Annotated in this window: 13 protein-coding genes; 8 read left to right on the top strand and 5 right to left on the bottom strand. The window is 35.0% G+C overall.

From position 1 onward, the window contains the following. Positions 1-61: 61 nt before the first annotated feature. The 4 genes from KO02_RS17950 to KO02_RS17935 all read left to right on the top strand — a co-directional run bounded on the left by KO02_RS17950 (position 62) and on the right by KO02_RS17935 (position 4,934). Positions 62-1,108, top strand: coding sequence for a fatty acid desaturase (locus KO02_RS17950; RefSeq protein ID WP_038700513.1), 1,047 nt, complete (start codon positions 62-64; stop codon positions 1,106-1,108). A gap of 468 nt (positions 1,109-1,576) precedes the next feature. Then, positions 1,577-2,752 (top strand): IS4 family transposase, encoded by a 1,176-nt coding sequence (locus KO02_RS17945; RefSeq protein ID WP_038694773.1) that lies wholly within the window; start codon positions 1,577-1,579, stop codon positions 2,750-2,752. A gap of 156 nt (positions 2,753-2,908) precedes the next feature. Then, complete coding sequence (locus tag KO02_RS17940) at positions 2,909-4,252, top strand: amidohydrolase (protein WP_038700511.1); 1,344 nt, start codon at positions 2,909-2,911, stop codon at positions 4,250-4,252. Positions 4,253-4,262: 10 nt separating this feature from the next. Then, a complete protein-coding gene (locus KO02_RS17935) occupies positions 4,263-4,934 on the top strand; it encodes an ankyrin repeat domain-containing protein (RefSeq protein ID WP_038700509.1) in 672 nt (223 codons plus the stop codon). A 77-nt stretch (positions 4,935-5,011) separates the two neighbouring features. Here the strand turns inward: KO02_RS17935 and KO02_RS17930 are convergent, their stop codons facing one another. The 5 genes from KO02_RS17930 to KO02_RS17910 all read right to left on the bottom strand — a co-directional run bounded on the left by KO02_RS17930 (position 5,012) and on the right by KO02_RS17910 (position 9,463). After that, entirely contained in the window at positions 5,012-5,839 is an 828-nt protein-coding gene (locus KO02_RS17930) for an aminotransferase class IV (protein ID WP_051960027.1), read from the bottom strand. A 167-nt stretch (positions 5,840-6,006) separates the two neighbouring features. Beyond that, on the bottom strand, positions 6,007-6,600 hold the full coding sequence (locus KO02_RS17925; RefSeq protein WP_038700507.1) for an HD domain-containing protein: 594 nt from the start codon (positions 6,598-6,600) through the stop codon (positions 6,007-6,009). Positions 6,601-6,771: 171 nt separating this feature from the next. Continuing rightward, positions 6,772-7,047 carry a hypothetical protein gene (locus KO02_RS17920; protein ID WP_038700505.1) on the bottom strand — a complete coding sequence of 92 codons (276 nt, stop codon included), beginning with the start codon at positions 7,045-7,047 and terminating at the stop codon, positions 6,772-6,774. Beyond that, positions 7,041-7,814: a hypothetical protein gene (locus KO02_RS17915; RefSeq protein WP_144243359.1), complete on the bottom strand. Its 774-nt coding sequence runs from the start codon at positions 7,812-7,814 to the stop codon at positions 7,041-7,043. The genes KO02_RS17920 and KO02_RS17915 overlap by 7 nt, the downstream gene beginning before the upstream one ends. Before the next feature lie 635 nt (positions 7,815-8,449). Further along, positions 8,450-9,463 (bottom strand): SMP-30/gluconolactonase/LRE family protein, encoded by a 1,014-nt coding sequence (locus KO02_RS17910; protein ID WP_038700502.1) that lies wholly within the window; start codon positions 9,461-9,463, stop codon positions 8,450-8,452. Positions 9,464-9,942: 479 nt separating this feature from the next. Here KO02_RS17910 and KO02_RS17905 point away from each other — a divergent pair, with 479 nt between their 5' ends. From KO02_RS17905 to KO02_RS17890, 4 genes are all read left to right on the top strand, one after another. Further along, the gene (locus KO02_RS17905) at positions 9,943-10,788 is read left to right on the top strand and encodes a helix-turn-helix domain-containing protein (protein ID WP_038700501.1); all 846 of its coding nucleotides are present in this window, start codon (positions 9,943-9,945) and stop codon (positions 10,786-10,788) included. A gap of 62 nt (positions 10,789-10,850) precedes the next feature. Then, positions 10,851-12,044: a multidrug effflux MFS transporter gene (locus tag KO02_RS17900; protein ID WP_038700499.1), complete on the top strand. Its 1,194-nt coding sequence runs from the start codon at positions 10,851-10,853 to the stop codon at positions 12,042-12,044. 779 nt (positions 12,045-12,823) lie between these two features. Beyond that, a complete protein-coding gene (locus KO02_RS17895; protein ID WP_038700498.1) occupies positions 12,824-13,405 on the top strand; it encodes an RNA polymerase sigma factor in 582 nt (193 codons plus the stop codon). A 69-nt stretch (positions 13,406-13,474) separates the two neighbouring features. Beyond that, positions 13,475-14,695, top strand: a complete 1,221-nt coding sequence (locus KO02_RS17890) for a FecR family protein (protein ID WP_038700496.1) — start codon at positions 13,475-13,477, stop codon at positions 14,693-14,695. Positions 14,696-14,709 lie beyond the last annotated feature (14 nt).

Below are 14,709 nucleotides of genomic sequence, written 5' to 3'. Positions count from 1 at the left end.
TTAGAATCATATTATTTATCTAATAATGGGTACATTGCAGTGAATTTCAATTTAGACAAGCGTGACGCATCAAGAAAGAACAAGTAAAATCAGAAAAGAGATTGTAGAATCTTATAAAGTATTAAAATCGAAGTATCCGATGTTAAAATATCAGAACGCAATTGGGCTTACGATTTTCCTGTTCTCCATAAGCATTAGCTTATTAATGGGGTACTTGTGGTATATCGATATGGTGCCAACCTGGAGTCTAATTGTTGTGAATGCATTTTTATTTGGAGTGTTGCACGAATTAGAACATGATCTAATACATTATATCTATTTTAAAAGTAATAAGTTCGTTCATAATTTGATGTTATTTTTTATTTGGATATTGAGACCATTGACATTAAACCCATGGTTTAGAAGAACACTACATTTGCATCATCATCGTTTTTCAGGAACCCTGCATGACGTTGAAGAAAGAGGGGTTACTAATGGTGAAAAGTGGAACCTAAAACGACTTTTATTTACACCAGATTTGGTAATAGGAAATTTACTGCGGGTCAGGGGATTGTTCTCTGATATAAAGCGTGAAGTGGATAATGGAAATTTGAAGTTCGAAACTGCTCATAAAATAAAATTGTGTGGCGTCTTTGGCTTGATCCCACTAACAATCGCTTCTCATATTATATTGTATTTTTTTGGAGCTGATTTGCTACTGGACTTTTTGAATAGAAAATTTGATATTGGTTTTGTTCTTCCAGAAATGATTAAATCAATATTAAATTGGTGTAACCCTATTATTTTTATTATCCTACTTCCAAATCTATTACGACAGTTTTGTCTCCACTTTATCACTTCAAATTTACATTATTTTGGAGATGTTGAGCATGGAAATGTGATTGAACAAACACAAATTTTAACAGTTTGGTGGACTTATCCATTTCAGATATTCTGTTTCTTTTTTGGTTGGACGCATGGCATTCATCATTTTGTCGTCAATGAATCTTTCTATGTTAGACACATCGCTAGAAAACAGGCGCACAAGATTATGAAGAAATATGGCGTACGCTTCAATGACCTCGGGACATTTAGAAGGGCAAATCGTTTTAATGAAATAAGCGAGTAGATTCTCTTTTGGGTACTTTTGTACTCATCCTTTATCAACCATGTTCCTTTATTAATGGAGCATAGGTGACATTGATTGTTAAAGCCGAAAATCAATATTATCTTTGGATTCGACTATTACCAGATTCTCATATAACAATTATTATTAAAATTTTGTGGTTAATACTCCTTATGGGGACCGCTACGTTATAGGAGTAGAAGTTAATAGCATTGAATTGTTTCAGTTTTTTTTAATTTGCTTTTACTCGATAGCCTCATAACTGCTGTTTATTCCGCACATCATTTTTGTCGAACTAAGGAGTTAAGGTAATGCATTTGGACAAAAAGATGATTTTTCAAGTAATATTAAAGATTTTGAAAGTGCTTCATTAGATTGAATATCAGTAGCGTCCTAAACGTTGAAAAAAGTGGCGGTGTTTTGCTATAGCAAAGTTGCTATATTTAAATCGTCAAATTTTAACACACCGCCATGGTAAATTTAAACGTTTTTAGTCAGATTTTATCACTTATCGACCGCGAATTATTCAAGGTTTTGGTTGCTAAGCACAAGAGTGACAAACATTGTAAAGGGATCAACAGCTGGACGCATCTTGCTAGCATGTTGTTTTGCCATTTTTCTTCTGCAGATTCAGTTCGTGATATCAGTAATGGCTTACGTAGTACGACTGGTAATTTGAACCATTTAGGTGTTGGTAGAGCACCCAGCAAGTCCAATATTTCCTATATCAACAAGCACCGCACCCATGAACTCTTTAAAGATCTGTACTTTTCGCTATTAGATAAGCTATGGCAAAAGGATACCCATTTGCGCAAAGATCTAACGCAATTAAAGCGCAAGGTTTATCTGATGGATGCCAGTATCATCCCTTTATGTTTATCTGTATTTGACTGGGCTAAATTTAGAAGCACCAAAGGTGCTGTAAAACTGCACACTGTGCTGGATTATGATGGATGTCTTCCTGTTTTCATGCAGATTACAGACGGGAAAGTTCATGAAAGCCAGCGTGCGGGTAGCTATAGTTTTTCCAAAGGAAGCGTTGTAGTGGTGGATAGAGGTTATGTGGATTACAACTGGCTCGGGGATTTGGACAGCAGAGGTTGTTATTTTGTTACCAGGAGTAAAACTAACATGAAGTACAACGTTATCAAGTCATACCAGAGTGAAGCACTCCTTGAAAAGGGAATCATTAAAGATGAGATCATTGAGCTTTCTGGTCCATCAGCAGATAGATACAACTCTAAACCATTACGCTTGATTCACTTTTGGGACAGCAGCACAGACAACCAGTACCACTTTCTGACAAATAATATCCAATGGAAGGCATCACTAGTAGCTAACATTTATAAACAGCGATGGCAGATCGAGATTTTCTTCAAGCATCTGAAGCAACGCTTAAAAATATCATCTTTTGTGGGTACTTCTGAAAATGCGGTCATGATCCAAATATGGACTTCGTTGATTGGAATATTACTGCTCAAATACCTTCAGAAGAAGGCTAAATACGATTGGAATCTGTCTAACTTGGTCGGGTTTATCAGGATGAATATATTCGTGAAAATAAATATATGGCAATGGATAGATGATCCTTTTATCAGGCCACCAGTTAAGGGTAAAAATGGACAGCTACAGATATTCTCAGACTAAAAAATAGGGTCAAAATTGAAATTATCTAAAAATAGATACTGTTTCAAGGGAAACACGCGCCTAAAATTTATTTAGGACGGAAGTGATTGAATATGTAACTTTGTGAACGACATCTACTTTTAAAACAGAAATGTCATCATATCGAGTATAATAATTATGGAAAAATTAGGTATATCACGCAAAAACTTTCTTAAAAATTCAGCATTAAGTCTAGCAGGACTGACCATAGTACCTGGAATATTGCATGCAGAGACAAGTCAGAACGAAATGAAATATCATAGCGAAGGTCTAAAGTCGACCAAGGTTTATACGTTAAAAAACGTTCTTCTGGAAACTGGTTTTGAGTATGCTGGCGACGAAGTTATCGCTACCAAAACCGAGCTTTTTTCTGTCGAAATAGCAGATGGAAAAATAAGCAAAATCAGCAGTAACCAACCAGGGGTTGCAGCAATAGATGCGAAAGGAATGTTAATGCTACCTTCATTTAAGGATATGCACATCCATTTGGATAAAACTTTTTATGGCGATAAATGGCAAGCCATTAAACGAGGTTCAGGTGGTGTAAAGGGGATGATTGCGTTAGAGCAGCAGATATTGCCCGATATGTTGAAAAATGCTACCCATAAGGCAGAAAAGATGATTGAACTGTTACAGTCAAAGGGAACTTCATTTGCTAGGAGTCATGTCAATATCGAACCGACATCTAAGCTAGATTCATTAAAAAATCTTCAAGTAGCGTTAGAAAATAAAAAGAAAGTTTTTGGAGCTGAACTAGTTGCATTTCCACAGCACGGTGTGTTTTATACGGATTCGGCATCTTACTTAAAAGAGGCTGCAAAAATGGATATTGATTTTATAGGTGGTGTAGATCCTTTCACTATTGACGGTGCGATTGAAAGAACAATAGATTTTACTGTGCAATTATCATTAGATAATGGTAAAGGTATTGATATACATCTACATGAGTCAGGAGATTCAGGATTAGATACGATGGAATATCTAATCAATAAAGTAAACGAAAATCCAAGTCTAAAAGGGAAAACGTATCTCAGCCATTGTTTTGTACTAGCAAGACTGGATAAAGCAAAGCAGGAAGAAATATCTGAAAAATTAGCAAATGCTCAAATAGGTATTGTTTCAACTATACCGTTTGGTGGGCTCATCATGCCAATTCCTACACTGATGAAATATGGCGTTGAAGTAATGACCGGAAATGATAGTATTGTGGACCATTGGAACACATTCGGTACGGGGAGCGTGTTACAGAAAGCTAATCTTGCGGCACAATTGTATGGTTATTCTTCAGAATTTGGTTTATCTAGAATGTTAAAACTAGCTACGGCAGGTATCTTACCTTTGGATGATAAAGGGGTACAACAATGGCCAAAGGTAGGAGATGATGCAGATTTGGTTTTTATAGACGCACGTTGTTCTGCCGAGGCTGTTTCTCGGATATCTCAGGTTAAGTCTTTGGTATATAAGGGTAATGTTGTGTTTTAAATACTATTGTATGAAAATTATCTTTTTTTTATTGACGTTTATGGTGTCTATTACCTCCTGTCGTGCTGCACCATCAAACTCCCTTAAATCTGGAGAAATGACTGATATGGATATTATAAAATTAGTACAAGAAGGTGCTATTCAAAGCGTTGCAGCAGCTTTAGAAGATAAGGCTAATGTGAATGCCGTTGACGATACGAATCGTTCTATATTATTGATTTCGACTGTTAATAAACAAACTGAAATGGCCAAGTTGTTGGTGAAATTTGGAGCTGATGTAAATCAGCAATCTGACAATTATGATAGTCCTTTTTTGTATGCTGGAGCAAGTGGACAAACTGAATTGGTACAATTATATTTGGATAATGGTGCACGCTTCGATATTTTCAATCGTTATAATGGGTCGGCATTGATACCAGCCTGCGAACGAGGGCATGTAGAAACGGTCAGGCTATTGGTAAATACCAAAGGCTATCCAATCGATCATGTTAACCGTTTAGGGTGGACCGGCTTGATGGAAGCAATAGTATTAGGAGATGGTAGTGAAAAATACCAACAAATTGTTCAGATTTTAAAAGATGCAGGTGCCAGAATGGATATCCCCGATCATGACGGGGTAACGCCCTTACAGCATGCGCAATCAAGGGGCTATGGAAAAATTATCAGCATCATAAAATCATAGAATTCTGTTACAAAAATATGCAATTTGTGTACAATATATTCAGTAACTGCTGTCATATTCTCCTAATCATTTACGTGCTATTTATTGTAAATTAAATTTTGCAAGAGATGTTGCAATTGTTTTGTAATCGGACCCGCCTGTAATCCAAAATCCTTAAAACCAACTAATGATATGACTGGAGTAATATTTTTAGTAGTAGAGCTTATGAAAGCTTCGGCGGTATCCGCTACATCCCTTAGGCTGATGTCCCGGACTTCGATATCCAATATTTTGTTCGCCGTTTCAAGAATTTTCTTTCGTGTAATACCAGGTAAGACATCGTCCGCTGCGGTTAGTAACTTCCCCTCCGAGCTTATCAAAAAGAAGTTGGCACGTGGACATTCTGAAATTAAACCATTCTGTACATACAATATATCGTCAGCACCGTGTCTCTTGGCCTCTTTCAATGCTTGTATTCCCATGACATAATCAATGGATTTAACTTGACTGAATGGGCGATGGTACTCGAAAGGGAGCAGCTTTAAGCCCCGTTCTTCCAAAGTGATATTGCGTTTCAGCGGTTGTTGGCTAATGATTAAATTAGGTTCAGCAATGCTATAGCCATCAGTACTGTAACCACCTGTTAACAATAATTTAATGCCAGAGTCTGGTATTCTGTTAGCTTGCATCAAATTGTTGATGAATTGTTTAATTTCCTCTCTTGAATAGTTGACGGGGAGATCCATTAAATATGCCGATTGATAAAAGCGATCTAGGTTATCTTCTAAAAAGATCGGAAGACCTTGGACAGTTTTGAAAAAATCAAATATACCATATCCACGGACGATAGCGAGATCATTGATGGACAGTTGGGCTTCGTGTTCAGGAATCAGTTTTCCGTTGAAAATTACATAGAAAATTTGCATCGTCTTTTTGTGTTGAAGGTATAGAGAAGACAAATCTATACAATGCGCTATAAAAAAACAACTTTATGCAGTTGACTCGTTTCGATACGTATTCTAATAGGGTCGCTATCGAAACTTACTTTGATAAAAACATGAAATAGCTCATGCAGTAAACCTAATTTTGCGATTCAATCTTTCTTCAAAATACCCTGATCTACACTCTCATTGATTAGTTTTTCAGCATACTTCCATATTGATCTAGATCCCGCATCAATGACTTTCTTTTTTTCGTATACTTTGCTATAGCTGACACCAAATTCATTCCATGTCCCACCGCTATTTGACGTATTTTGTAAGAGCGGTTCTAGGCGATCCATTGCTTTTGCAAACTTAGCTTCTGATGTTAATCCAGCCTCAAATTCTTCCCAGATGTCAATGAATTCCTGCGATTGTTTCTTCGGTAATAAACCAAAAATACGATTAGCGGCTAATCTCTCTTCGTCAGTATTAGCGTGGTTTTTTTTGGTGTCGTAAATAAATGTATCTCCGGCATCGATCTCGACAATATCATGTATGAGAACCATTTTTATCACTTTTAAAATATCTATAGATTCATTTGAGTGCTCCGTTAAAACCATCGCCATGAGTGCCAAATGCCAACTGTGTTCAGCATCGTTTTCTTTTCGATCGCTATTGAACAACTTGGTTTTCCTTTGGATATACTTGACTTTGTCAATTTCTTTTATGAAATCAATTTGTTTGAGTAAATTTTTGAAATCCATTTGTAATCAATTATAAAATGTTTTACAAAGATAAACTTCGACATACCAATTTCCTCATTGTTCTCGTATTTCCCTTAATTTAGGGTGGTGGAGCAGTTTTAATGCTATAAAAGAAAACCTCTCCATCAGCAATGGAGAGGTTTTCTTATTGTGTATTGACAGCTCTTATTACTAGTGATTTAATGTTTCATAAAGATTATTGATCAATGACCGAATCTGAGAAATATTCTGATCGGAGAAGGAAAACTCGTCAGAGAACCTATTTGCTCCTTTTAAAAATTCCTTTAATTCCTCTTTATGTTGTAGATTACTTTGGTCTATGAACTTGTTTTTGTATTTGTTCAAATAGTTCAGGTATCTCGAAATAGATGTATCTATTAAAGATTCTTTTTCAATCAACCGCAACAGTTGTAAGTAATCATTTTTAATTTTCTCAGAATTTACCATAGTAATGCTGTTTGTATCACTAATTTTTTAAACGCTTCGTCCCTAACAACTGGTGGGAGAAACAGTTGCACATCTCCCCCAGGTAAGTGAGGGTTGATTACCCCCATCGCGATAGGTTGTCTTGCTGTTATACCTTGCCACACTTTCAACGTTAGTTCTTTTGGAACCTCATATTCGTAGCACTTGCTAAAATCATTCCAAGCCGGCTGAACAGCAGTTCCGCCGATTACAGCTCCAATAGAGCTAGGTTTTTCTCTTGTCCAATATCCGCCCGCTGGATTACCACCAGTGACACGATAAATCTTTGTTCCGGCAGGTAATACCGTTGCAGCAGCATCAACAAAGTTTGCCGCTTCTATAGCAGGTAAATCTAAATCTGGATTATTCCAATCAGGATTTGTTATGCCCGATGATAAACCATTTGATTTGTAATCAAATTTAGCAATTCCAGGAATATTATCCCAATCTTCAATGAATACCCGTTGGTGATAAATGCTGATAGCAGATTCTAGATTAGTCATTAAGCCCGACTTATCGTTTGATTTGGAAAAAGCATCTTTGAGTTTGGTTGAATTTAAACCCTTGTCTATCCAACTATTCAATTTGGCTTTTGTACCTGTACCAAGTGATGACTCTAAATCATCCATCCAAATGGTCGAATTTTCAATTACTTCATTAATTGAATCATCATCTGAGGAACAGTTAACGACAAGTTGACTGGAAAAAATCAACAGGATTAACATCATCTTTTGTGTAAATCTAGTCATGGGAGGTTATTGTTTTTAGGTATATGATAAAATATAATTGATAAAATGTTCCCGATTATAATTTAAATCGTTTATTTTGAAAACAAGTTTTATTCTATTAATGAACTTGATTTATATAAATGGTTTAAAATAGTCTTACTATTATCTAAAACAAATCTATATAATTATTAATTATATTTCAAATTAAATATTGTCTTTACCTGCTCAAGTCGTCCATTCAATGATTTTTTTTCTTTCCTCAACCAAAGAGGTACTTTTAGCTACAATATTTTTGATGAATAGGAGTAGGGTTTTTGGGCGTGTGTTGTTAATTGTATTGTCACTTCAGCGGATTTAAAGATGGTTATGCTGTATATAATTCATTTTATAAAGGCATATAATCCATATTTATGATCCGGTAAAGACGAGCTGCAGCTATCGTGGATTTGAAAAATATAGCTGTTCTCGAATCGGTAAGAATGACTATTCTTACCAAGAGCAATTGCTGTGTAGATTCAGGTAGGTATATGGTAGCTAGATGATATTCTTATATTACATGCAGATAAGCTCCCTCTTAAATGGTACGCAACTATTAAGAGGGAGCTTGTCGATGACTGGTATGATGTAAATATAGGATAAGGCCTATTTTTTTCGGCTTATATTTTTTGAAGTGGAACACGTAATAGTTTATCTGAAGCAGTTATATATAAATATCCATCTCCTCCAAAGCTGCAGTTTGCAGTAGCAATACCAAGTTTAATTCTACCCAGTAATTCCCCATCACTATTTAAGATGATAATTCCGTTTCCAGCGGCAGCAAATATATATCCATCTGAATGCACTTTAATACCATCCGCAGCCATCGGTTCAGAAGGAAATTTTAATCTAAAATCTACAAAAACCCGACCCTTTCCAATATCCAGTTTATTATTTAAAGGATACTCCATAATAAAAGGGTATTTATGATCGCTAATGGCGACATACAACCTATCTTGTTTTGTCGACAGTGCAATACCATTTGGTCTCGTTAAGTCTGTAATGATTTGTGTGGTTTTTCCTGAACGATCCAGTCTGTAAACGCCATTAGCAGTAATTTCTCTATTCAAAGTATCACGTTCTCTATTTGGGAGTCCATATGGAGGGTCAGTAAAAAAATAATCCCCACGTTGATGTTGACAAATATCATTAGGCGAACTAAACCGCAATTGATTCCAGTGAGTACTTAAGGGTGTAAATTTTTTAGTATTGAGATCAATTTCGACAATTTGTCTGTTACCATGATCACATGCCACTATATTTCCTTTTTGATTGATCAATAATCCATTTGTGCCTGGTTCTTCACTGTAGATATCAGCACCTTGATATCCTGCGGGTTCTAAAAACTTCTCTAGACCATTCTTTGAAGACCATTTATATATGGTATTGAGTCTCGTGTCGCTAAACAATAAATAGTCTCCTTGATGGTTCCAAACCGGCCCTTCTGTCCATTCGAGACCAGCGGCCAGCAATTCGATTTTTGTGGATGGGTCCATTATTTTCTTGAGGTCGGGGTGAAATACTTCGATTTTAGCTCCATCAAAGGGTTTCGAACTGGCTTGCCCTAGCACAATTGATGGGAATAGGATAATCAACAGGAGTACCACAACTTGTATATTTTTATATATTTTCATTATTTTAAGTTTTGAAATTTAATTTTTAGATCTGCTTTTGAATAATTAATGATTATGATGAAATTTTTAATTTCATTATCAAGATACATCACAATGAATATTCGCGTAATTGACAGATTTTTAGGTATATGTAAAGATATGAATATTTATGATTTACCATAATTTTTTACACGTCTTTGTGAGTTTTATAAAGGTAATTATAGCGTATGGTATATCGGAAAGGAATCAATTAGAGCAAGATGATATTCCAAAAATTGTATGAATATCATTGAAGTTTATTTTAAATAGAACAGGATATAGGTAATCTGGATTGTCAAGAATAAAACAAGTTTTAATGATATATGGACAAACATTTGGGCCAATACTGTAAAAGTACATGAGCTGGTGAGCAGTAAAATTATAGGATACTATTGTTGATATTTAGTATTTTTGCAATTAAAATTTACTTGTTTTAAATAGCTTACTAAGGTCCAGTATTTATGAAATCGAGAAAGCAAGTCATCCAGATACAACAACAGGATAAAGATATTCCAATCGAATTTTTTAGAATTGAAAATAGTTTAGAATTGTTTGATTTTAAACAGCACTATCAATACAATTTTTATCAAATCTATTGGTTTACCGGTGCTTCTGGAGAAGAACATCAAATTGATTTCACGACCTATCAAATAGAGCCCAACCAGATTTGGATTATTTATCCAGGACAAGTACATTATTTTGATCCCATTGCTGTTTCTGGGTATTATTTAGCGATAGACATGGATTACTTTCATCGCGTTTTGTTTAATGAAGCCAAGCAAAAAGCGTTTACAGGACATAATCACCTGAAATTTGATGTAACTCTTCCAATGCAGAAGCTCTTCGAACATTTACATCTCTTGATTGAAATGGAGTTTCACTCACTAAAACGGGCAGCCGTATTAGAAAAATATTTACAATTGTATATTCTTCATCTACAAGATTTACCTGTAGTGCAGCAAAGTCATGTTACTATTGACGCGCGTATTCATAAACTTTTAGAGTTGATTGAACGACACTACATCACGCAGCGGAAAAATGAGTTTTACGCGGATAAAGTGGCACTCTCTACTAAGCGGATGAACGAAATACTCCTCCTTTCTATCGGAAAAAGTTTAAAGCAACAACTGCAAGATCGATTACTGCTTGAAGCTAAAAGGCTCGTAGGCCATAGCACCGAAAATATTCAGGATATAGCGCATAAACTGTGTTTCTCTGAGGTCTCCTATTTCAATCGTTTTTTTAAGAAATTAACCCTACAGACTCCACTAAATTTTAGAGAACAGGTGAAGAAAGTCCAAGGATAAGTCGCATTAGCATAAGTTTTGAACTAAATTCACAATTACCTTTGTAATCACAAAAAAGAAACATGGGTAACTTAAAAACAAATCAACTCGTAGTCGTGCTCATTTTAGCACTTTTGTCTGCTTTAGAGCCCTTTAGTATCGACTTGTATTTGCCAGGATTTTTAAAAATTGCACAGTATTATCAAACAGATTTGAAAGCCGTTCAGTTTTCTATATCTACGTTTTTAGCTGGATTTGCTGCTGGTCAACTATTTTGGGGAATTATGTCAGATCGTTATGGAAGGAAATGGCCGACGATTATATCCTTACTTCTATTTATTGTAGCAACTATTGCGTGTATATACTCCGTTACTATCGAACAGTTCTGGATTGCTAGGTTTTTCCAGGCGTTTGCCGGCTGTGCAGGAGTTGTGATCGCAAGAGCCATTGTAAACGAATATTTTGACAAGGCAGAGACTATGCATATCTTTTCCCTATTAGCTATTATAGCAGGTGTAGCCCCTATTATTGGACCGGTTGCCGGAAATTTTTTGGTCTCACATTTCGATTGGCAATCAACTTTTATTACGCTATTGGTTTTAGGTGTATTTAGCTTGTTTTCTGTTATCCTATTCCTACCTGAAACTAGAGTTAAAACGATTGGAAAACAAGGAAACTTATTGCAGGAGTTTAAGAGCGTACTTAAAGTCAGAACGTTTGTGAAATACACCTTAATTGGTAGCTTGACTTATAGTATATTGATGATTTATTTAGCGAATGCACCATATTTGATTATGGAATATGGAAACCTCACTTCACAATATTTCAGTTATATATTTGCTTTTAATGCCATAGGGTTAGTAATCGGAGCCTGGTTATCTAATTCGGTATTATCACGCTGGTTATCTGTACGCCAAATCATTAAAAGTACAATACTAATAGGATTGATACTTAGCGTGGTTTTTCTGGGACTATGTATTGCTAAACAACCAATTATAGTGCTATTGATTCCATTATTCTTTTTGATTCTGACTTTGGGGATTTTATTCCCAACAACGACTAAATTAGCCTTAGAACCGTTTCATGAGAACAGTGGTTCTGCATCCGCTTTATTAGGCTCTTTACAGTTGGTCGTTACCTTTTGTATCTCCGCTATCACCAACATTATCCCTGCCGATTTATTACTATTGACGGGTCTAGCACTGTTTGTTTGCCATGTGCTTTATGTATGTTGTTATTTGATTTTAGAACCCAAAATTATTAAGCATAACCAATAGACTATTTTAAACGAATATCCGTATTGAGAAGCATCTCTTTTAAATAAAACATTATTTTAAAGGGATGCTTCTCAATACGTTTTAAGCTAGAAACGTATATTTTTTGTTACAAATATGATTTAATTACATTCGATATAATCGTTTTTTTTATCAGATTTTCACTAAAATTCTTTGCGTTACGGGTAATTTATTTAGTGAAATCATCAGCGAAATTTACATCGAAAATACTGCGAAACCAAAATTTTTTTTATTGATTGTGTCTTTTATAATTTGATTGTAATAGAAAATATGAAAAAATAGAAATGAAATATTGTGTTTGTTGACAGTAGAACACCTGTTCAATTTATTGTTCAGATATTCACCAATATTTAGTCAATATTAGATGGCTAAACACCCATTTAGACTGTTTGGAAATAAGGAAATATCCATTTAGCAAAACCTTCAAATCTATAGCAAAATTTGAAACGAAATACTATTTTAAACTAGTCTTCTCCAAATGCTTAGTTGCATATGGAACAAGTGTGTAGCTAGAAAATCATGCCTAGTGTGACTTATTAAGACCTTCCATCAATTTACCTTCTATTTAAAAGTGGTAATATTTATCAGATTTGGAAACTGATTGATTTTCTAATAGTTTAAAACAGCGATCCTTAAGTATGACATAATGATATGTTTTTGTATTATCTTAGAAAACAATACCAATTTAATCCACCTACATAAACAGGGTTAACTGAAGTCAGGATGTTGGTTTGAAAAATGTTTTTAAAGATTGAGTCAGAATGGAAATTGATGCATTATGGTACATTGAACTTAAAAATGGAAATGAGAACGGTTTAAATAGATTCATGAAGTTGTACCTAAAGCCATTATCATTTTTCGCTTATAATATTGTACAATCAAAAGAATTAACAGAAGAACTGGTGGTTGATGCTTTTTTGAAGGTTTGGAATTATCAGGAAAAATTTCAATCTGATCAACATGCCGTTCGCTTTCTATACCAGGTGACAAAAAATGCTTGTTTAAATGCAGTGGAGAAAAATAAACACGTTCCACCGTTTGATTATGAATTGGATAATCTGTTGATTTACGATGATACGGATATACAACAGCAAATCATATACGATGAGTTTTTACAACAGGTAGAGAAAGAGCTTGCTAAGTTGTCAGAGCAACAAAGGAATATTTTTAGAATGAGTTGTATGCAGGGATATTCTACTCAAGAAATCTGTCTCTTACTGGAGACCACTCCTCAGGTTGTATTTAATGCCAAATCTAAGTCTATTAAGCATTTACGTAATGTATTAGATAAACCAAATAATTGGTTTGGAGTTATTTTATTCTCCTGTTATTTAGGTAATTAGGTTTAACGGTGAAATTTTTGATTAGGTTTTACCTCCCTAACTGTATATACTGTTAATAGCCGAGTAATTATGAACAACCTAAATTATATTTCAAAATTAATTAAGAAATATTTTCAAGAAAGATTGAACGAGGATGAAGCGCTCGATTTAAATGTTTGGTTAGACGAAGATGTTAGAAATCAACATTTTTTAAATGCTTTAGGGCAGTCGAAAACATTGATGGATGATTTAGACCGTTTCCAAAATTTAGAAAAAGATTGGATGAATGGGGAAAAGGAGCAAGAGCTGATGGCACGGGTAGCGGATGGCATTCAATCTAGAAGTAGTCGAAAAACATATAAAAAAACGATTTTATATTGGGCGGCGAGCATCGTACTTACAATATCTGTGACTGCTATGATTTTTTATTTACAATACAACCATGTTCAATATAGTACTGTTACGTTTAGCGAGATGACGGATGTTGCAGCTGGAACAACCAAGGCACAAATCATTTTGCCTGATGGTCGTATTATTGTTTTAAATGATAATTCTGAGGGTATACATTTAGGAGACAGTGCGCTATACGGAATGACCCTCGAGCTCGGAGAGGACTATCTTGATAAATCGACAAAAATGGTACTCGAAGTGCCTTTAAAAAGCAGTTATCAAGTTGTGCTTTCTGATGGTACAAAAGTCTTTTTAAACTCAGGGTCCAGATTAACCTATCCCATCGGTTTTGATTCAGATAGACGTATCGTTGAACTTGAAGGGGAAGCATTTTTTGAAGTTGTGGGAGCTGAAATTCCGAATAGTAAACATAAAAATGGCATGCAAAGATTACCATTCATCGTCAAGTCTGCAAATCAAACCATCGAAGTTTTGGGCACTAAGTTTAATGTTTCCGCTTATGCTGATCAAAAGTATACTAAAACAGCTCTGTTAGAAGGAAAAGTTGCTGTCAGTATGAATGGTTCCAGACTTGAAAAGCAATTTTTATTACCAGGGCAGCAAAGTACCAGTGATGGTGTTCAGATGAAGATACAAACTGTGGATTTAGAACAGATCTCAGCATGGAAAAGAGGTCAGTTTTATTTTGATGGCACCGATTCCAAAGATGTATTAGAACAATTGGGACGTTGGTATGGCATTGAAATCGAATATCCCGATCATTATTCACCAATACCATTTTATGGCATCATAGATCGAACTAAAAGTTTAAAATCTGTCTTGTACATGCTGGAGAAAAGTGGACTTAAATTTAGCATTCTCAGCAATGGAAATCATATAAAATTGCTAATTGAAGAATAGTGAAGATAATAGGT

The sequence above is a fragment of the Sphingobacterium sp. ML3W genome (assembly GCF_000747525.1).
Lineage (GTDB): Bacteria > Bacteroidota > Bacteroidia > Sphingobacteriales > Sphingobacteriaceae > Sphingobacterium.
Note: the sequence above shows the minus strand (reverse complement) of the source record. Positions and strands in the feature narration are given on the sequence as shown.